Raw genomic sequence first — 21982 nt, forward strand, 5'->3', positions numbered from 1 at the left:
AAGGGCATTTTTTGTCTACTAATGTTACTTCTCGATTTCCCTTACTACCTGCCCATAGGCCAACAGTGCAAACAGGCCCGTTCCGCCAACAATATTTCCAAGCAATGTAGCACCGATGAGAGAAACGGTTTCAACAACGCTTATTTTATTTTGCAGTGCTAACAAGAAAAGCTCTGTTGAACCGGCTATCACGTGCGTGAAATTTCCAATCGCAATTAAATAGGTGAAAATAACGATCATCAATATTTGAGAATGCTTAACCGAAGGCTTCATCCACACAATAGCGGCAATGATAAAACCAGACGTAATGCCGTATGAGAAGGCGTCTGAAGGTGATAGTTTAGCGTAGTGCTCAGATATGGCTGTCATTCCTTCAACGAGGTTTGGTGGAACTGCTTGCAAGCTATAGCTGAAAAACGCAGCCAAAAAGGTGCCGAACATATTGGCGGCGAAAACAATAAGCCACAAACGCGCAATGCAGGAACCCATGTATAAAGACGGCTTGCTTAACAACGGAAGAATGACCGAAAGCGTATTTTCAGTAAATAACTGTAAGCGACCAACAATGACCAGCACGAAACCAACCGTATAGCCCAAATTCTCAATAACAAACTGATTGGGGGAGTTTACAAAAAGCTGATGCAGAATGCCCTCAGCTAAAATAGAAAGCGAAATACCAATACCTGCTGCAACACCAGACCACCACAGTGACATCATCGGGCGCTGTAGCTCTTCAAGCCCTTCCCTATGAACAATCGCATACAAAGAAACTGAGTTTAAACTCTGATTATCTCTTACGTCTTTCTCTTCGGTATGACTAAGCGCCACGTCTTTACGTCGATCACCTGCTTCACTCTTTTTATCCGGCATCCGATTTGTCTCGTCCTTTAAATTGCTTACACATATTATTTCTACCAATAACTACGCAATTCACCGGTGATTCCGGTCACATTCACACCCAAAAGGTATAAGATAAAATACCTGTGTATTTATGAAAAAACGCGTTATTCCATTCTTCACATAAGGTTTTACGTATAATAAGTAAGCATAATTATCAAAACACCCTACACTTAACATCATTACGCTTTACGGAATTTTATAGAAAACGAATCCGCTGAAGCGTTCACATAAACGTTCCGCTACACGCGGGCTGCACATATCCTAGCTAAGTTATTATTCATGAAAAAAAGCTACTCCTTGTCGTCTAAACTCATGTCTGTTGTAGGCATACTATTTATTTTGCTTGCTACGGTTTTTATTGGCGTAAGCTATGTGCTACTTGAAAGTACAGAGCGTAAGATTGATCAACATGTCAATTCAGAAGTTATCGAACAAATAGAGAGGACAGTATCAGCTAAGGCGGCACAATTTGCGGCGCAAACAGAAGCTCTGCTTAACAGTGCCCACTACTTGCCGACTGCGCTCGCAACCCAGTTAACCTCGAGTATTGAAGCAAACGACGATTTGTCGTTAAGTAGAGAGCAGGCAGAGAGACTGGTTAAAAGTGTGCTAACAACGAATGTCACATCAAGTATGTACGCTCAATTCGAGGCTAATTTGTTCGATGGCAAGGCAGCAGAAAACAGTAGCGGAAAGACTCATTCGACCCCCGGCACAGGAAGCTTTGAAGTCTATTTCATTCGGGGCGCTAACAATAAGCCCGAACAGGTTTTGATTACCGACCCAACGCTTAAACATGACACTACCTTAGATGAATTTGGCTTCAGGGCTGCAGAGTGGTACTTGTGTAACAAGGAGACGCTCACACCGTGTGTATCTAACCCTTATAAATACGAAATCCGTGAAGGCTACAGCGAACTAATGACAAGCCTTACGGTTCCTGTCATTGTTAATAATCGTTTTCGTGGAGTGGTAGGCACTGACTTAAACCTCCCTATTATCCAAGAACGAGCTGAAAGTTTAAAGGCATCGCTGTACGACGGTAATGCTGAAGTTTACGTTGTAAGCCAAAATGGATTAGTGGTTGCAGCGACTAGCGCAAAGAGTAAGTTAGCTCGTCCATTTTCTGAAGTATTTAGCGATGAAGCGAAATCAAGTCGCCTACTCAATGCCGACCAACAATCAGGGCTCTATGAAAGTGACGGTATGCTATATGTTTCACAAGACATATCGCTTAATGTGGCAAAGGTGAAATGGAAAATGATCGTTGGCGTTAATAAAACGAATGCGCTGGCGCCAATAACTTCACTAGAGGCGATGATATCTTCGTCAGTAACCTCATTATTAACCACCCAACTAATTGTAGCGATAATATGTACCGCAATTGCTCTTGCTCTGGTTTTCGTGTTCACAAAAAGCATTATTCAGCCAGTGCGACAGGTCGCCCAAAGAATGGAAGAGCTTGCTGGTCAAGGTGGTGATCTGACCCAAGACATTCACGTGGACTCTCACGCTGAACTTATTCAGTTAAGCGAAGCGTTTAACTTATTTAAAGAAAGAGTACGTGAGTTGCTTGAGCAAGCAAAACAGTCGTGCGCTCAAGTTATAGCGCAAAGCGAACAAACACAAAGCCACACAGAGAGCACGAATTCTTTAATTCAAGTACAACAAGCTGAAATTGATAGCGTTGTCACCGCTATTACTGAAATGTCGCAAACTGCTCAAGAGGTAGCGCGAACCGCCGCCGACGCCGCAAATAATGCGGATAACGCGACAAATTCTGTAAAACAAACGGAAAGTGAAATTTCTCAATCAACACATTCAGTAATAGAACTGTCGAGTGAAATGCAAAACGCATCGGATGCTGTACAAGCTGTCTCTCAACGAAGCGCTGACATCAAAAAGATCCTTGACGTTATTGGCGCGATAGCTGACCAGACCAACCTCTTGGCACTAAACGCAGCTATTGAAGCAGCACGTGCGGGAGAAAATGGAAGAGGATTCAGTGTCGTTGCTGACGAGGTGCGCTCTCTTGCTTCTAAGACAGCAGAATCGGTAGGTGAAATTGGTAGGGTGATTACAGCATTACAAAGCGAAGTTGATCACACAGTATTAACCATACACACTGGCAGTCAGAAAGCCGAAGGTGCAGCACAGCTTTCCCAGTCAGCCCTTGAAAAAATGCAAACCACGGTACTTCAAATAGGAGAGATCAGCGAGCGCATGACGCAAATGGCGGCAGCCGCTGAAGAACAGAGCCAAGTAAGTGAAGAGCTCAACAGAAACATGGTAGTAATAGGCAACGCTACATCTGAAGTATCCAGCAATTCACAGGCATCGGCAGAGAGTTCAAAGGCCATCTTTACCGCTGTTAGCACTTTGGAACAGCTTTTGGCTAAACTGAAAACACAGTAGTACCCAGCGCTGATAGAACAACTAGCCTTGACGGCTGTTGCTTTCTGCGTTGAGCTGTAGCAAGTACAACTTAAAAAAATATGCATAAAGGGCTAGCACTGTTTTGTGCGGGCCCTTTCTTTTGCATTCTATTTAGTAGGTTAATTGAGGCAAGGTGAACAGCCTCTGTTCCGCTTACCCTTTTATTCCGCTCGCCCTTTATTCCTGCTCAGCATTCAGCAGTATCGGCTTCCCGAGTCCAAGAGCCTCCAGACGTTCAAATTGCGTAGCTTTATCCCCAACAATTAAATAAATCATCTTATCTGGATGCACATAATCACGATATAAGCGTTTTATCTCATCGACTGTCAGCGCCTTCACCTCTGCTTCTTGCTTTAATACATAATCATTAGCAAAGCCAAAGTCACTGATTTCACCCACCATGTCTAGTTTGGCTCCAAGTGTTTCAAACGCACGGGCAGCTGATTTGAGAGTAAACCCCTTTGTAACAGCTAGATCTTCACTAGAATAACCTTTATCGAACGACCTCAATATATCCATAACCGCTTGTGTCGCTTCAAGCGTCACATTTGAACGTACTGAGCTTCTGATAGTAAATTCACCTGAATACTGATCAGTAGAGAAGGACGAACGAATACCATAGGTATACCCTTTATTTTCGCGAAGTTCTTGCATCAGTTGAGAGGCAAAGCCTCCCCCGCCCAAACGATAGTTCATGACGTTGACCGTGTAGGCATCTTGATGGTTAACGCTGGGAGCTGAATGGCCAAAATACAGCACAGACTGTTTAGCATTAGGAACGTCGTAGAAAAACAGTTGCGCTTTTTGAGGTAGATCTGGCTCAGAAACTGCGGGTAAAACGACTTTTTTACGTTCCCAACTATTGTTGAGCTTTGTTAGTCCAGCGATAACGTCTTGCTGTTGAATGTCTCCTGCAACCCGCAGTTTCGCAACAGACGGAGACACGTTTTTGCGATAAAACACTTTCACGTCGTCGAGTACAATATTATTAACCGACTCAATGTCGCCAAGTGTGGTTTGAGAAAATGGGTGGTCTTTTCCGTAGAGCAGTGCTTTAAACTCAACTGAAGCTATTGCGTTGGGGTTTGCTTTGATTTGTGCAATCTGGTTTATCACATCGTCTTTCGCAAGGTAAAACTCTTCTTCATCAAAACGAGGGGAAAGCAACACTTCAGAAACCAACTCCATTAGCTTACCGTAGTGTTTAGAAAGTACAGTTCCTCTAATTGTAATATCAGTTTCAGAAGCGCTGGCCTCCAAAGTCGCGCCTAATAGCTCGATTTCCTGTTCAAGCTGTTGAGCTGTTTTGTTTGCAGTACCTTTAAGTAGCGTTTCGGCTACTAAGTTTGCAGTACCCGTTTTATTATCCGGGTCAAGCAGCATTCCACCTTCCAGCTTTAATTCAAAAGACACCAGAGGCACTTCGCTATTAGATATACCTGTTATCTCTATTCCTGAAGATAACTCGCTTTGCCAAACTCTTGGTGGAGTAACATCTATGCTATCACCATAGTTAGGTTCCTGCGTGCGATCAAAAGTTGAGGGTGTCCGTTCAAATTCAGCGGCAATAGAAGCATCGAAGTTCTCTTCTGCGCCCGCTACAATTTGCTCTTCAACAACGTTTGCTTTTGTCGAACCGCTCAACACTAAATCCTGCTCACCTTGAGGTACAAAGCTGGTGGCAACAAAAGGTTTATTTTTAATGTAGGTGTTATACACACGCATTACGTCTTGCTGCGTAACCCCTAATATTTTTTGAACGTCTTGGCTTATAAACTCTGCACCACCGGCAAAAATTTCGTATTGTGCTAACTGAAAGCCTTTACCTAATACGCTTGAAAGTCCCTGATAAAATTCCGTTTCCTGCCCAGCTTTTATTCGCGCTAAATCATCTAAAGAAATACCCTCTTTTTCAAAGACTGCAAACGCCTCGCTTATGCCCTGTGCAACATCATCTAAATTCACGCCGTCAAACGCCATAACTTGCAGTTGCAATTGGCCCGCTATCTCCGCGTCATACCCGTAAAGATAAACATTACTGGTAAGTTTCTTTTTATCAATAAGTACTCTGTTCAGCGGCGCATTCTTGCCCTCGCTTAGGTATTGAGAAAGGACTTGTAAGGCGTAATAGTCATTATGATATTCGGGTACGGTAGGCCACACCATGGTGAGCAGTGGTGCCTGTGCAAAGTTATCAACATGAAACCGTTTTATCGTGTCTGTAAGCTTTGCGGGTTGCGGCGGTAGTTTATCGATCCGCTGACCTGCAGGTATTTCATCAAAGTACTTTTTGACCCATGTCTTTGTTTGAGTAACATCAATGTCGCCAGCGATGGTTAGCACCACATTATTAGGCACGTACCAAGTGTTAAAAAACGCTTTTACGTCGGCAAGGGTTGCACTCTGTAAGTCTTCAAGTGAACCGATAACTTGCCAACTATAGGGGTGCCCTTCAGGGTAAAGGTTCTTATCAATAACATATTGGTTATGCCCATAGGGGCGATTATCAACCCCCTGGCGTTTTTCGTTTTTTACAACTTGCTTTTCTTTAGCAAGTACGGGCTCGGTTACTGTGTTAATGAAGAAGCCCAGTTTGTCAGCCTCTGCCCAAATCATTTTCTCTAATGCATCTGCAGGTACTGTTTGGTAATAATTGGTGCTGTCGCGACTAGTAGAACCATTTGCACCTGAGCCCCCAATTCTGGCGCTCAATTTATCTAACCCACCTTTACCCAAATTCTCTGATTCCAGAAAAAGCAGGTGTTCAAATAGGTGGGCAAAACCTGTTCGGCCTTGTATTTCTCGAGCAGAGCCAACATGGGCAGTCAATGCGACAGCCACCACGGGATCTGACTTATCGACGTGAAGCAATACGGTAAGCCCGTTATCTAACGTAAATCGTTCATAGTCTACGTTGAATGAAGAAGCGCTCTGAGATTCAGTATTAGTTGCTTCAACGGAAACTGACTGATTTTTATCTAAGTTATGAGCGGTGTAGGTACATCCTATCGATATTGCACTTAGTGCACTCACAGCAACTGCAGCATATATTCGTTTTCTATTTTTTATTCTTGAACGCATCGTTCTTATTTCTTCACTAACCAAAAGTGTAAGAAGTACCATAAGTGCGCTGACAGTGCACGAGATTAGGATCAGCCCGAACGCGATAACAAGGTAAATCGTAACCGTGACGCTTTTATAGAACGCTCATGAAAAATAATTAAGCACCTGATTTAATGGAATATTTATTTATAACATTGAATGAAAAAATATAGAAATTGATCTCAGTTTAACCATGCAAAGACACAGTTAGTTACATTTTCCAAAATGTGAAGTGGAACAAACGGGCTTGAATGCCCTCTACCTAAAAAGAAAAGTAACACTTAAAAAGCATTTGAATAAATCAGCGAGTTATGAACAGCGAGAGCCCGATTTTGAAACACATTAAACAAAGCGTGAAAAACAATCTGCCTTTTATTTTATTTATCGTTTTGCTTTTTTCTTTTAGAAGCAGCGTAGCCGACTGGTATCATGTTCCCAGCGGCTCTATGGAGCCAACTATAAAGGTTGGGGACCGAGTGGTTGTCGATAAATCGGCATACACACTAGAACTTCCTTTTACCGATGTTGTAATTGCGCAAACTGGCGATATCAAACGCGGCGATATCGTTATTATCGACAGCAATGCGGCTAGTACAAGGCTCATTAAGCGAGTCATTGCTGTTGAGGGTGATAAGGTTGAACTAAAAAATAACCTCCTTTTTATAAATGATGAAAAAGCAGAATTAACCCTGACAAAGGACCAGATTTATTCCGAATACATCCTTGGGCACAACCGCACTATTGCGCTTAATCCAATACCCAGCCCTGCAAAAAGTTTTAATGTAGTTACTGTGCCTAAAGCGCATGTTCTTGCTATGGGTGACAACAGAAACAACAGCGTAGATTCTCGCTACTACGGTTTTATTCCAATTAAAGAGATTCAAGGTAAAGCGACGTCTGTGGCGTTTTCTGTAGATAAAAACAACATGTATTTACCTAGAAAAGATAGGTTTTTTACTGCGCTGAAATAGGCCGTTTCGGTGCATTTATCCTAGTTTTTATTATCTGACGACCTTTACTTGCGTTCAAATTAGCATCACCAATAAGCTAGTCGAATCTATAAATACAACCAATTTCTCGCATATAAAAATATATGTAGACTTATTGGATAGCCTTTAAATTATTACAAATCATACGCCTGTATTGGCGTATTTCTCGGCAATTGAGGTAGGCCTTGTACAAGGCCAAACCCCTTACAACTCTTTACTTATCTGCTATTTCACCTTTATATCACCCACCTAAAATTGCACAAAATTAACGCAAAAAGTAAGTCTTCCTTTACACACTTTGTAACTAAGTGTCATATCTTTCGCAATTTCCCCTATTGCAACTTTAGTATTAGGAGTGCTATTCATAAAATTGCAACATGTTATGTTGCGAAAACACACAGCAAGTAAAATGGATAATAAGGAAATAACAATGAAACAAGGTCGTAAAGTAAGTGCAATTGCAGTGGGATTAGCACTTTCAGGAATAACCTCTCTTTCTCCTGCGTATGCACAGCAAGCTGACGAAGAAGCAGCCAACCTTGAACGAATTGCAGTTACCGGTTCTCGTATCAAGCGTACAGATATGGAAGGCCCCTCACCTATTCAATCAATTGATGCAACTATGATTGAAGGTATGGGTTATGAAAATCTCCAGCAACTACTGGAGCGCATGCCCGCTACCGGCGCAGGAACCTTTTCAACGCGTAACAATAGCCAAGACTCAACCGCAAATGGTGCGGCAGCAGTTTCGCTTCGCGGCATGGGTCCTGACGCGACACTGGTGCTAATTAACGGTCGCCGGGTGGCAATCAGCGCGTTCGCAGAAAGTATCACTAATTCATTTGTTGATATTAACTCTATCCCAGTATCTGCTATCGAACGTATCGATATTCTAAAGGACGGTGCATCGGCTATTTATGGCTCTGATGCGGTAGCAGGCGTAGTTAACGTTGTGCTTAAAAAAGACTATGAAGGTCTTGAGATCAACGCGGGCTATGGCGGCACCACAGGCCCAAGCTATGACGAGACCACGGCTAGCATCCTATGGGGCTCTCAAAGTGAAAAAAGCAGCGCTACTGTGATTATCGACTACTTTAACAACAGCACGTTAGGTGCTGATGAAATGGGCCGTTTTGGCACGGCTAATCAGTCACCGTATGGCGGAATGGATTTTCGTTCATCACGAGGCTATCCAGGATACTTTTATGTAGACGGTGTTAAAACAATTGATCCAGACTGCCCAGAAGGTAGCGCAACCGCATCTGGCAGCTGCTTGTTTGACTATGGTCCTTTCGGCCTTACTATTCCCGCCTCTGAACGTGTAGGCTTTATCGGCCAGTTTGATTACAAAATTGGCGATGAAACCACCGCGTTTATGGAAGTGGCTATGCAACACAACACCTCTGAGGCAGGTGGTGCGGCAACGCCTCTTGACGAAGACGCAGGCCTAACCGTTCCAGGTACTCACCCCAACAACCCGTTTGGGCAAGATATAGAAATTGGTCGCTACCGCCCTGTTGATGCCGGTGCTCGCCGTTGGGATATAGAGTCAGATACCCTTCGTTTGGTAGCAGGCCTTCGCGGTACATTCAATGACTATGATTGGGAAGCATCGGTACAAAAAGGCCGTAGCCGTTCAGAGCAAAGTGGCGATCAGTCTCAAGGCTGGGTTCGCGTTGACTGGCTACAAGAGCAAATCGATCTTGGCAACTATAATCCGTTTGGCGGTGTAACCAATCCGCAAAGCGTTATTGATGAAATTACCACCAGCCTAGTGCGTCGTGGTGAATCTCGCATGACGAGTGTAGATGCACACATTACGGGCGAAGCCTTTGATTTTGGTGACGACGTAGTCATGATGGCGGCTGGCGTTGAATATCGCGAAGAGCAGGTATCTGACGTTCCTGATGTACAGTTCCAACGCGGCTTAATTTTTGGTACTGAGTCAGTATCAGCTTCAGCAGAACGCGACCAGTACGCGGCATATTTGGAGCTTTCTATTCCTTTGGCTGACGAGCTAGAACTTCAACTAGCTGGCCGCTATGACCACTATAGTGACTTTGGCAGCACCACCAATCCTAAAATTGCGCTGCGTTGGGCGCCAAGCGATGAAGTAACAGTACGTGGTTCATGGGCACAAGGGTTTAGAGCCCCTTCTCTTGCACAAGTTGGTCTTGGTCCATCGCAGAAAAGTGTATTCTTTGTAGACCAATACCGCTGTGAAGCAACTGGCCAAGATTGTGAATCGCTAGACTACAATATCGAGTTTGCGGGTAACCCTAACCTAGATGCCGAAGAGTCAGAATCGTGGAACGTGGGTGTTATCTACGCACCTATTCAAGAGCTCGGTTTGAGTATTGACGTTTGGAGCATCACCCAAGACAACAAAATTGACGAACAGCAGTTCGGTCTTGTTTACGATGCAGAATGTAATAACCAAGACAGCACAATATGTGTTCGTTTAGACCCACAGCAAGGTGAGTCGCTAGGTGTTATTCAGAAAATTTTCAACACCTACCAGAACGTATCGTCACAAGAAGCGTCGGGTGTAGACTTCAGTGCAAACTACAGCATGGAGCTTCAAGAGTACGGTAACGTGCGCTTTAACCTAGATTGGTCTTACATGAACGAGTTTGAAAAAGACGGCCTAGAATACACAGGCGAGTACGGTTATCCAGAGCACCGCTGGTTATTTGGTACAACATGGTCAAAAGGCGCGTTTGATGCAAACCTAAACATCAGCTTTATTGGTGAGTTTGAAGATACGCCGGACATCAATTTCGACGGTGTACTAGATTTTGAAGAAAATACGTCTAGGACGGTAGATTCTCAAATGCTGGTTGATTTGCAATTTGGTTATAATTACAGCGACAATCTTCGCTTAGTTATTGGTTCAAATAACTTGCTAGATGAAGAGCCACCATTTGCGATTGGTGATGGTGATAGCGATCTTTACGGTTACGTAGGTAGCGTACACAACCCTCGTGGCCGCTTTGTTTACTCAAAGTTAACTTACCGCTTCTAAAAGTAGTCTAAAAGATAAGGCGCTCGCTGCATTTTTTGCCACGAGCGCTTTTTTATATGCGTCTATTGCATCTGCTTAGTAGAACAGATACCCAAAAAGAACCGTAGTAAGCCATGCAAGAATAACAGGCAAAGCAATCATAACGTATACTAACACCTCGGAGCCTAACGTTTTGGCTTGCCAAGCATCCATCATTTTCACGTTGAATCTTCGCTTTAATAAAAAAGTGTAGAAGATTATTAGTATTAATAAAATTAAAGCTTTTAACATTATTATTTACCCCAACTCACTAGCTCTGCCCTTGCCTAGAAAGCATCGGTCATTGTGAACCTCTGTTCTCCTATTAGGATTACTCGTCAGTAGTTTCTTCGTACTGAGAATCAACGGCGTTGCCCATCGCACCACCGCCTAACCCTAAACCTATAGAACCAGCTAGACGACCAACGCTACCCACTGGATTGAAAAAGCCAGTACCTGCACCCACCAAACCTGCTGACCATAGAGATTTAGAACTAGCGCCACCACCGCCTGCTATAGCCGCGCCATAGACGCCTCCAACGGCTCCTGCAAAAGCGCCTATGATACTAGTGATCCACGCTCCGTTGACCTGTTCTCAATATCTGATTATCCGGCACTTTTAATTGTAAGTTCGTATTAAAAAGTAACTCAAACTTCAGACTATTTAACGTCAACCATAAAAAATGCCAGCTACGCTGGCACTTTCTATGGTCATTCATGTCGTATGTACGATACTACTTTACATTCCAAAATGGATAAGTATCAAATTCCCCACCGCAGCACAAAGCATAGCTAAAAACGTCAATATCATCCCCGCAAAGCGTTGCCAACTAACGCCAGAGTGACGCCCTAATCCGTAAGCGTGAAAGACGCGACCGAATAACAAAGCACTGCCTAAGGCATGAACGGCCCATACTTGGCCCGTATTAGCTTCAAAGCAAGCAATCATGATAAGCGTAATAGGAACGTATTCGCTGAAATTACCATGGGCTCTAGACAGACGAATAAGATCTTCATGGCCGCCATCTCCAATACCTACTTGGTGGCGACGTCTGGCCCCAATAACTAAAAACGACAAATACAGGTAACAAATACCCAGCAGGCTGGCGTAAAACGCCGTGATTGGCAAAACCATGGTCTACTCCACATGTTATAATTTTAACGCGTTGTTTGATTTAGTAAGTACGTCTTGTTAGTGATATTAAACGTTATCCAATATCAACTTACAAGCAACAAAAAAGGCCGCATAAGCGGCCTTTTGTAAATGTTGTCGGCGATTAGCCTAAACGCTCAGCTAATTCAGCACTCACCTCTTCAACTGGGCGGGTACCATCAAGCTTGTGATACTCACAGTTTCCAGCTTCAGCTTCGGCGCTGTAGTAATTTACAAGCGGCTTGGTTTGCTCGTGGTAAATTGCAAGGCGTTTGCGAACGGTTTCTTCTTTATCGTCATCACGTACGATTAGGTCATCGCCTGTCTCATTGTCTTTACCTTCCACTTTAGGCGGATTATAAACAACATGGTAAACGCGACCCGATGCAGGGTGAACACGGCGGCCGCCCATACGCTCAACAATTACGTCGTCAGGAACGTCAAACTCAATACAGTGATCAACAGAAACACCTGCTTCTTTCATTGCATCGGCTTGCGGAATAGTACGAGGGAAACCGTCTAGCAAGAAACCGTCTTTGCAGTCATCTTGTGCTATACGCTCTTTAACCAGACCGATGATAATCTCATCAGACACTAGCTTACCTTCGTCCATTACACGCTTAGCTTCTAGACCTAGCTCTGTACCTGCTTTAATCGCAGCACGAAGCATATCGCCTGTTGAAATTTGTGGAATGCCGTATTTGCCCATCAAGAACTGAGCTTGTGTGCCCTTACCCGCGCCAGGAGCGCCGAGAAGAATGATTCGCATGAGTGCGTTCTCCGCTTATGATTTTTGAACTTTTTTACTTCGGGCACTTTACACATTCAACACTGTAGTGACAAGTGTAAGGAGTACCGTAAAGTTAATCTTAAGACTAATGGCGAATATATGTTCAGCTTATAGGCACTTTTATAAATTCCAGCCTATGTCTGTTGGTCAGATGCCCTGCGATTCGCCTTTTTAAGAATGTGAATTCTTGGTGTCTTAAGTGATTAACTTGAAAACTTAAACCGCCAAAATATAGCACATTAAAGCTTACAAGCTTACTATTGTTATAGGTAGAAATAAAAAAACGGGCGATACGCCCGTTTTTAGGTATAAACCTGCTGTCAACCTGCTTATTTTGCCAACTTCATTAGCAAGGTGTTCAAGTTCTGAACAAACGTAGACGGGTCTTTCAAACTACCCTGCTCTGACAACGCTGCTTGATCAAAGAGTACACCAACCCATTGGTTGAATAGCTCTTCATCTTGCGTGTCGGCAAGCAGTTTAACTAAGCTGTGCTCAGGGTTAAGTTCAAAGTGATACTTCACGTCTGGCACGGTCTGGCCAGCCGCCTGCATCAACTTCATCATCTGTGTAGTCATACCATTGTCGTCGGCAACAATAACCGCAGGGGAGTCAGTTAAGCGATGCGTGAACTTAACGTCTACAACCTTGTCACCAAGTGCTGTTTTCGCTCGCTCTAGAACGCCTTCTACTTCTTTCTCTGCTTCTTCTTGAGCTTTCTTAGACTCTTCGTCTTCTAAGTCGCCTAAGTCTAAGTTTCCTTTCGCGATAGAAACAAATTGTTTCTCGTTAAACTCAGTTAGGTGAGACATTAACCACTCGTCAATGCGCTCGCCCATTAGCAATACTTCGATTCCCTTCTTACGGAAAATCTCAAGGTGTGGGCTAGACTTAGCCGCTTGAAGGCTGTCTGCAGTCACGTAGTAAATCTTATCCTGACCTTCTTTCATTCGCTCAATATAATCAGCTAATGAAACCGTTTGAGCGTCAGATTCTCCGTGGGTAGATGCAAAGCGTAATAGACCTGCAATTTTCTCACGGTTACTGAAGTCTTCCGCTGGACCTTCTTTTAGTACATTACCAAACTCATTCCAGAACGACTGATATTTTTCACTGTCATTCTTCGCCATTTTCTCAAGCATTTGTAGAACGCGCTTGGTACAACCTTGACGTAGTGCTTGGGTAATCTTGTTGTCTTGAAGAATTTCACGAGACACATTTAGCGGAAGGTCGTTGCTATCCAGCAAACCTTTAACAAAACGTAGGTAGGTCGGCATAAACTGCTCTGCGTCATCCATGATGAAAACGCGTTGAACATAAAGCTTGAGACCATGGTTCTGGTCGCGATTCCACATGTCGAAAGGCGCTTTAGAAGGAATGTAAAGTAAGCTGGTATATTCAGTTTTACCTTCTACCTTGTTGTGCGCCCAAGCTAGCGGATCTGCAAAGTCGTGAGAAATGTGCTTGTAAAACTCGTTGTACTCTTCATCGCTAATATCAGACTTCTCACGAGTCCAAAGCGCAGTGGCTTTGTTAACCACTTCCCACTCACCAGGCTGAGCTTCGATTTTTTCGCCATCTGGGCCTTCACTCTCAGGCACTTCATCTTTCCACATTTGTACAGGAATGCTGATGTGGTCTGAGTATTTGCTTACAATTGAGCGTAGACGCCATGTATCGGCAAATTCTTTTTCGTCTTCGCGAAGGTGAAGCGTAATTTCTGTACCGCGAGTAGGCTTGTTGATTTCGGCGATAGTGAACTCACCTTCACCGTCTGAAACCCATTCAACACCAGTAGATGCATCGGCACCAGCCGCACGAGTGCGAACAGTCACTTTGTCTGCAACAATAAATGCTGAGTAGAAACCTACACCGAACTGACCAATAAGCTGAGAGTCTTTCGCGCTATCGCCAGAAAGCTTACTAAAGAAGTCTTTAGTACCAGATTTTGCAATGGTACCTAAGTTTGCAATGACTTCATCGCGTGTCATACCAATACCGTTATCGGTAATCGTAACTGTGTTCGCTTCTTTATCAACGCTAAGTTTGACGTTTAATTCACCATCGTTTTCATAAAGGCTGTCATTTTCTAATGCGCGAAAGCGCAATTTGTCCGCAGCGTCTGCTGCGTTAGAGACAAGCTCGCGTAGAAAAATTTCTTTGTTTGAATACAAAGAGTGAATCATCAGTTGAAGAAGCTGTTTTACTTCTGTTTGAAAACCGTGGGTTTCTTTGTGGGCTGCTTCAGCCATAATCCAATATCTCCTCGTTGAATGGATCACGTTTGATGTTAAACAGGTAAGGTCACTCAACGCACTTTTCAACGTTTAGAACGAAAATTTATTTTCTATTCGTAAACTTTTTCAGGAAAGGACGAATGCCGCTTAATTAATAAGCGAACAGGAAGGTATTAGCTTGGAAATGGGTCATTGATTTTATGAAAAGAAAGCGTTTTATTTTATATGCTTAAAACGCTCTGTATTTTAGTTCCAGCTTACGGCGACGTTACAGCTTGCGGCGACCTGAAAAAGCGTGGGAGAGTGTATTGCCGTCAATGTATTCAAGTTCTCCCCCAACAGGCACACCATGAGCAATGCGAGAAGCATCGACATTATGACTTGTACATAGCTGAGCAATGTAGTGCGCCGTAGCTTCACCTTCTACGGTGGGATTTGTAGCTAAAATAACTTCATTTATCCCACCAGCCGCTAAGCGCGCCTCCAACTCTGTTAAACCAATTTCTTCAGGCCCGACACCATCGATAGGTGATAAGTGCCCCATCAATACAAAATATTGGCCTTTGTAGCTTAACGTTTGTTCTATAGCTAATACATCTTGGGGGCTTTCCACAATACACAACAACCCGCTTGCTTCTCGTTCTGGGTGACGGCAAATGTCGCATAGTTCATCTTCAGTAAAGGTTCTGCAGCGCTTACAATGATGAATGTGCTCCATGGCATTGTGCAACACGTTGCTTAAATCGATAGCTCCTGTGCGGTTTCGCTCTAATAGGTGAAATGCCATTCGCTGAGCGCTTTTGTTTCCAACACCAGGTAAACAGGTTAATGCCTGAATTAATTCTGAAAGTAACGGGCTAAACTTCATATTATTTACTGCTTAGGTTTTTGTTCGGTTTGTATTGGGCTTTCGCGGTATTTAATCACGTTCCGTTTCACTTGGTCGAGTTTAACTTCGTATACATTGCCGCCAAATAGGCCTTTGTATTCCTCGTCAGTGAACACGAGGGTGTTGTCATCATAGAAAGTGACCGCCTCTTTTTGTGTTACCACACCAAGATCGATACGAGAAACATCACCGCTAAAAAAGTTGTCGCCTTCAAAGTTTTCAAAAAGCCATAAACTCGTTGAGTCAAGCAGCACTAGCTTTGTTCTATCAGGGCTGATTGCAGCGGACGTGATCCAACATAACTTTTCAAGAGTGGTGCAGGTTTTAAATTCGCCTATTAACTGTGCATCAAAATTCGCAGCATGGTCGCCTACTTTGTATAGCTTTGTAATGCCATCAAATGGCTTGGTTCTATTTTTGGTGAATAAGTATAAATTACGTTTGTATTCTACAAAGGCTTCTAAATCGTAATTTTTGTCTTTGGGCTTCACTTTGCCTTTACCCATTTCTGGATAGGTGAACTTTATAATCTCTGCTTCAGTGGTATCACCCTCAATATCAATGGGGTTTTCGATTTTATAAATAGTGAGCCAGCGGCGTTTATTGTCGTTGTTGCCAAAGTCTCCTAGAAAAAAATGACCAAAACTATTTTGCGTCATGTCTTCCCAATCAACGTTTTTTGCATTTGAAACCGTCACCTCTCTCTCTATGCTGCCGTCTTTGTTAAGCATATATAGAATCGGACCGTCGCCGCTATCGTTGATAGCCCACAGTCTTTTATATTTGTCGAATTCTATTCCAGAAATTTCTTTGAGTTTTGGGTCTACTGTCACCGTTTTCATTTTAAACAGTTCGTGCACACTCATAAAAAACAACACGGCGGCGATAGGAAGCAAAAGAACCGTGGTGATAACTAAGCCTTTCCTTAGCACTACAAAACCTCTATTTAGGGTTATTGGTTATATATTTTCCTGCGCTCTTATTAATAATATGTCTTAGAGCACTGGGATATAAAGAACGAATAATTTAACGGATCAGCTCAGATAAAAGACCAATCCTAAGTGAAGGGGTATTTTAGTGTTATAGATAAGGTTCTGTCGATGAAAAATAAAGCTTGGAACACTGCTCGTTTGAAAAGATATAAAGAAAGCAGAATGTTACATTTGAAACAGAGTCATCTCAGCTGTACCGGTCGCCTTCTTTACTACTCTTCGGCAAACTCTGTAACATCAATAAGTGTCGAAGCTTGTTCGGCTTGCAGGTACTCCATTAAGTCGACTAAGCTCAGTGGCTTAGTGAAGTAATATCCTTGCATAGCTTTGGCACCAATTTTTTTGGCAAATAATACCTGTTCAACCGTTTCCAATCCTTCCAGTGTACACGGCATGCCCAGTTTAACGCACATCGAAACCACATTTTCGATAATTAACGCCCTGCGTTTTTCTTGTTTATTTTGCAGCGGAAAAGCGGGTAACAGCGAGCGGTCAATTTTTATCGCATCATACGTTTCATCAGCCAATTCTGAAATGCAGGAAAAGCCAGTTCCAAAATCATCAATGGAAATGATGACGCCAAGCGCTTTAATTTTGGTAAGCACCTCTCTTGCCTTCGCACTTTGAAGCGTAGATTCTGTTATTTCGACAACTATTCTTTTGGGGTCAATATTGTGAAAATCCAAGCGCTCAGCGAACAGCTCTACAACCCCATCATTTTGTAGTTGCACTGCAGACATATTCAAGTTGAATTTTATGTTAAAGAACCCCCATGTTTCGCATGCTTTCAATGCAAAACAAACCTCGTCTAACATTAACAATCCGATATCGTGAATGTGCTTGGTGCGCTCCGCTATAGGAATAAACTTGTCAGGGCTTATTGGCCCATGACTTGGAATGTACCATCTAGCAAGGGCCTCTACGGCTAAAATTTCACCTTTTTCACTAATTATAGGTTGAAAGAAAGCTTTGATTTGTTTGCCTTGAATTGCGCTTTTAAGACCTTGTTGAATGAAAAGCCTATATTCAATGTTTTTTGAAAGGCTTTCATCAAAGATGACAACACTGTTTTTACCATTCTGTTTTGCAGAAAACATGGCGATGTCGGCATTTTTCAGTAAGTCAGTCGACGAGATACTTTCGTTAGATGATGCAACGCCAATACTTGCAGTGATATGAAAGTCGCCCGAAGTTGTTTTAAATATTCTTTTTAACGAATGGGACAGGCGCGATGTCATTTTGCTTAAAAGCCTGTGACAGACAGTGCTCGTCACAATAACAAATTCGTCGCCTCCAAATCGTATGACGCTGTCATTATCACGCAAGGTTGCTTTGAAACGACTTGCACAAGCTCTTAGTATCTCATCGCCCACTTCATGCCCGTGAGTATCATTGATGAGCTTAAACTCATCGATATCGACAAATATAATTGAGCATGGTTCGCAAGATTCACTAAAAGTCTCAACAATATTGTTAAGTAGGTTTCGATTTCCCGCGCCTGTGAGCGCGTCTGTAAATGCCAGGTACTTGAGTTGACTTTCTGATGACTTAAGTTCAGAAACATCGGTGAGAATAGCAACAAAATTAGTTTCACCATCATCAATATCAAACGACGTTACCGACATGGTCAAATGAAACCTGCGCTCTTCGCTTACAATGGTAAGCTCAGTTCTAAAGCCATCAATAAGATAATTAGGACGCGGATCATCCTTTCGCGCTTTAGGAAAAACATTGTTAATATGGGTGGATATTAGCTTTTCGGCATTAGTGCCCAGCATATTACATAAAGATTTATTGGCTTTTATTATGAATCCATCGGCATCACATACTAAGACGCCTTCTTTAATTTCGCTTACAATCTTATCTGCAACACTTAGGTTCGTCTGCGTACTCTGCAAAATCGATATATCTTGTATGGCGCCAATTTGAACATAATCGTCACCCCACCCTACATCGGAAAGGACAACTTGAAACCATTTAGTCGGCTGCCCATCAATTTTTAACTGTAACGTTGTAAGGTAGTTCGACTTTAAATTTATCGCCTCTTTTAACTCGGTCTCTTTCTTTTCAGGAAACAAAGAAAGAAACTCGGATATTGACACCTTGCGAGGAAAGTCAAACAGGTTCTCAACACTTTCAATGACCACAGACTGCGTAGAGGCATCAACTTCCAACACCCCCAACCTTGCAATTTTTGAGGCCATGGCGAAACGTCTATTAGAAGAGGCTAGCGCTTTTTCTATTTTTTTCCTTTCCAGCGCAACTTGAATAGTTGTGGTTAGTGAGAGCTCACCATAGGGTTTTACAAGATACCCATAAGGAGAAATTTCAAGCGCGTTGGAAATCGTCGTATCATCGCAGTAGGAAGTGCTAAACACCACCGGTACTCGAAACCTTTCCGTGAGATTTTTGGCAATATCGATACCAGAATCTATTCCCCCCAAGCCAATGTCCATCAAAACAAGATCGGGAACCCGTTTTTCAACGAATGAGTAGAGCTCGTTTTCGGTTTTTGCTATGCCTAACACCTGCATACCGGCTTTAGTCAGCGCATTTTTTACATTCATTGCTTCAACTAAGTTGTCTTCCACAACAAGTATCACAGGGTTAGTATTGTCAGTCACTGATTCACACCTTAAAACCGAAAGCTTCGATAGAACGCTTTAGCAATTTTGTGTCGACCGGCTTGGTTAGTATATCCACACCCGTTAACTCATCAGGCAACTCTATTGCTGCTCCGTAACCCGTAATAAAAAGAAAGGGGATTGAGAGTTTTTGTATTTCAATGCCCAACTGAAAGGTATTTTCATTTCCTAAATGAACGTCTAAAAACATCATCGAGGGTTTAACTTTAGCCAATGCCGCTCTTGCTGAGTTGATATCACCAAAAATGTCAATCTTATTAATTCCCAACTGTTTAAGGTGCTTCTTAAGGTCAAGCGAGATGAGTAGGTTGTCTTCAACGATAAAGGCGCTTGTGAGAACTTTTTCGGCTTTGCTCAAAGGCACTATTTGAGGCGGTCCATCATTCTCCTCCTCCCGTTTCTCTGTCCCATGTATACCTGACTCTATATACTTACGAGGAATTAAAAACTCTGCATTGAGCCCAGTAATTTTAGTGCTAAGTGATGCCTGTCCCTTAAGTTCGTGGGGAATAACGGATTTTATGACCGTCATTCCAAATCCTTCCTCGTCTAGGCCGTGTAAGGGGGGCCCGCCAAGCTCCTCCCATTTGATGGTACATCCCGTTTCGTCTAGTTCCCAAGTTATCGCTACTCTTCCATCGTTACTGGTCGCGCTTAAAGCACCGTACTTCGCTGCATTGGTAATCATCTCGTGGAAAACAAGCACTATAGGCGTCACTGCATCAGGCAAAATGCGTATATCAGGGCCTGATATCTTAAAAGATGATTCCTTGATCATATAGGCTTTAAGCTCATTATTAAGTAGCTCTTTAAACCTTACGCTATTGTATGAGGCATGAGTAAGTTGGTCATGACCCAAAGCAAGTGCGGATATTCTTGAAGATAACGAAACCACAAATTCATCAATATCTTTCTTGTTATGTGATGTCTGCCCGATAATCGCACTGACTAAATTCAAAATATTGCGAACGCGGTGGTTTAGCTCACCAATCAGTAACTCGAGTCTTTTTTTCGCCTCACGTTGCAGTTGCTCTTTCTCGTGCAGATGGCGAATGGTCAATTCCATTACCCCAAGTCTGATGGATTTAGCGCGTTCAATATCCAACGTAGTCCAAGGAGTTGCAGTCGATTCGTTGGTTTCTATCCATTTATCAAAGCTAGCCCGTGGGGTAAGTATCTCTTTACCTTCTTTCAACTCAACGCGCTTTTCAGGATTACCCGCCCAGTGCACTTCCTTAACCACTGAATTTCTGAAAAGAAAAATATAGTCCATTGGCTTACTAGAAATCTTTAACGCCAAAACGCCAGCCACATTTTCATCAGCCAAGTCATCGTCAATCGCAGCTAGATTGTCAAATTGATGGATTTCTTCATCAGGTAATTCAGCGAGTATCTCTATAAACCGTTTGATTTTTCGTGAGCTCAACGCAGAGCCCGCCTTTGAATATTCACAACTAAAAATACAACCTATTCCATCTATATCAATAAGGCTTTTCAGTAATGGAAGCTGTTCTACTATGGCATTATTTAATGAACTACCCAGTGATAAATTACTAAGTACGCGCGCAAATGTTGAGTTCGCTTTTTCGCTTACTCTTATACGCTCGTTCACTAGTCGTTTTGACAATTCCAGTGAAAACATCTCCGAAAAAAGTTCTAGCTGTGAAACTAACCGACTCGGAATTATTTTTTGGGTGTTATGGTGGCATGCTATCAACCCCCACAATTCACCATTAACAATAAGTGATATCGACATAGAAGCGCCGACTTTCATATTTTTTAAATATTGAATATGTACTTCAGACACAGCCCTGAGGCGTGAGAGTGACAGGTCTATGAGGGATATATCCTCACTATCTTTTCCAATAATACGGTGTGTTTCACCGTTAACGTCAGTGATAGTCCTAATTAAAGTCTTCTTATAGAGCTGCCTTGCTTGTCGGGGGATATCAGACGCTGGGTAGCGCAACCCCAAAAATGGAGCCATGTCGCTAGTTGTTGACTCTGCAACCACCTCACCTGAACCGTCTGCTAGAAACTGGTAGAGCATTACCCTGTCATGGCCCGTCGCCGTTCTTACGCTTTCAACTAAACCTTGATAAAGATCTTCAAGCTCAGGGAACATCGATATCTGAGCCATTAATGCTGTGATAACCCCTTCGTACTTTCCCGAACTCTCTAATTTTTCAAATTCAAGGATAAGGTGTTCGGCACTTTGATGAATGCACAGGTCGAATGTGTCTTTACAATGCGGTATAGATACAGAATGAAGGTAGGCTGCTTTGCCAAGGATCCTTGCCTGGCTTTGCGCGCCACGTATAGCGTGCACAAGTTTGCGGTCAAGTAGATCCCACAATGTATAACCGAGAAGTTTATCGCTGGATACATTAGCAAAACTCTCTAGATTTTCGGAAAAATGGGTAACGACTCCCGCTTTATCGACGATAATCATGAATCCATGGCTTTGTATCCGACCTAGAAGATGAATCGGTTCTTTATCGCATTGAGTGACTAATGATGAAAGTTCGCTAGTTTGGTCGTGCATTATTCATGTTCCAATCACTTTCTTTAAATGAGTCCGGTAAAACCTGACCCTAGTAAGTTAGAGAAAGGACGTTAAATGTAAAATTAAAAGAACTACAGATAAAATATAGACTACAAATGACTTTACCCAAACCTTTTATGCGCAATTATTTATATTAGCGCCAATAATAAAAAAGGCAGCATTTGGGTGCTCATTTAGAGCTGCTAATTGTGGACGGATTGAGAAGTTAGAGGAGAAAAGTCAAAAGGTATAATGTATGAA

At 42.8% G+C, this 21982-nt stretch carries 13 protein-coding genes; 3 read left to right on the top strand and 10 right to left on the bottom strand.

The window, feature by feature from the left end; genetic code table 11:
- Positions 1-24 precede the first annotated feature (24 nt).
- Positions 25-870: a formate/nitrite transporter family protein gene (locus ACXAGV_RS12505; protein WP_474873550.1), complete on the bottom strand. Its 846-nt coding sequence runs from the start codon at positions 868-870 to the stop codon at positions 25-27.
- Positions 871-1179: 309 nt separating this feature from the next.
- Here ACXAGV_RS12505 and ACXAGV_RS12510 point away from each other — a divergent pair, with 309 nt between their 5' ends.
- Complete coding sequence (locus ACXAGV_RS12510; RefSeq protein ID WP_474873551.1) at positions 1180-3315, top strand: methyl-accepting chemotaxis protein; 2136 nt, start codon at positions 1180-1182, stop codon at positions 3313-3315.
- 198 nt (positions 3316-3513) lie between these two features.
- On the opposite strand, the gene ACXAGV_RS12515 is transcribed toward ACXAGV_RS12510, so the two are convergent.
- A complete protein-coding gene (locus ACXAGV_RS12515) occupies positions 3514-6417 on the bottom strand; it encodes a M16 family metallopeptidase (protein WP_474873552.1) in 2904 nt (967 codons plus the stop codon).
- A gap of 332 nt (positions 6418-6749) precedes the next feature.
- Here ACXAGV_RS12515 and lepB point away from each other — a divergent pair, with 332 nt between their 5' ends.
- Both lepB and ACXAGV_RS12525 read left to right on the top strand, forming a co-directional pair.
- Complete coding sequence (gene lepB, locus ACXAGV_RS12520) at positions 6750-7409, top strand: signal peptidase I (protein WP_474873553.1); 660 nt, start codon at positions 6750-6752, stop codon at positions 7407-7409.
- Between the two features lie 448 nt (positions 7410-7857).
- On the top strand, positions 7858-10452 hold the full coding sequence (locus ACXAGV_RS12525) for a TonB-dependent receptor (protein ID WP_474873554.1): 2595 nt from the start codon (positions 7858-7860) through the stop codon (positions 10450-10452).
- A gap of 349 nt (positions 10453-10801) precedes the next feature.
- On the opposite strand, the gene ACXAGV_RS12530 is transcribed toward ACXAGV_RS12525, so the two are convergent.
- The 8 genes from ACXAGV_RS12530 to ACXAGV_RS12565 form a co-directional block, all read right to left on the bottom strand.
- Positions 10802-10936 (bottom strand): hypothetical protein, encoded by a 135-nt coding sequence (locus ACXAGV_RS12530; RefSeq protein ID WP_474873555.1) that lies wholly within the window; start codon positions 10934-10936, stop codon positions 10802-10804.
- 273 nt (positions 10937-11209) lie between these two features.
- Positions 11210-11605 carry an MAPEG family protein gene (locus ACXAGV_RS12535; RefSeq protein ID WP_474873556.1) on the bottom strand — a complete coding sequence of 132 codons (396 nt, stop codon included), beginning with the start codon at positions 11603-11605 and terminating at the stop codon, positions 11210-11212.
- A gap of 142 nt (positions 11606-11747) precedes the next feature.
- Positions 11748-12392: an adenylate kinase gene (gene adk, locus ACXAGV_RS12540; RefSeq protein WP_012519076.1), complete on the bottom strand. Its 645-nt coding sequence runs from the start codon at positions 12390-12392 to the stop codon at positions 11748-11750.
- A 350-nt stretch (positions 12393-12742) separates the two neighbouring features.
- Positions 12743-14665 carry a molecular chaperone HtpG gene (gene htpG, locus ACXAGV_RS12545; protein WP_474873557.1) on the bottom strand — a complete coding sequence of 641 codons (1923 nt, stop codon included), beginning with the start codon at positions 14663-14665 and terminating at the stop codon, positions 12743-12745.
- A gap of 253 nt (positions 14666-14918) precedes the next feature.
- Positions 14919-15518, bottom strand: coding sequence for a recombination mediator RecR (gene recR / locus ACXAGV_RS12550; RefSeq protein ID WP_474873558.1), 600 nt, complete (start codon positions 15516-15518; stop codon positions 14919-14921).
- Positions 15519-15523: 5 nt separating this feature from the next.
- Entirely contained in the window at positions 15524-16471 is a 948-nt protein-coding gene (locus ACXAGV_RS12555; protein WP_474873559.1) for a hypothetical protein, read from the bottom strand.
- A gap of 272 nt (positions 16472-16743) precedes the next feature.
- Positions 16744-19155, bottom strand: coding sequence for an EAL domain-containing protein (locus ACXAGV_RS12560; RefSeq protein ID WP_474873560.1), 2412 nt, complete (start codon positions 19153-19155; stop codon positions 16744-16746).
- A gap of 4 nt (positions 19156-19159) precedes the next feature.
- Positions 19160-21721, bottom strand: coding sequence for an HWE histidine kinase domain-containing protein (locus ACXAGV_RS12565; RefSeq protein WP_474873561.1), 2562 nt, complete (start codon positions 21719-21721; stop codon positions 19160-19162).
- Positions 21722-21982 lie beyond the last annotated feature (261 nt).

This window comes from Alteromonas sp. ABH4_453 (assembly GCF_056160665.1).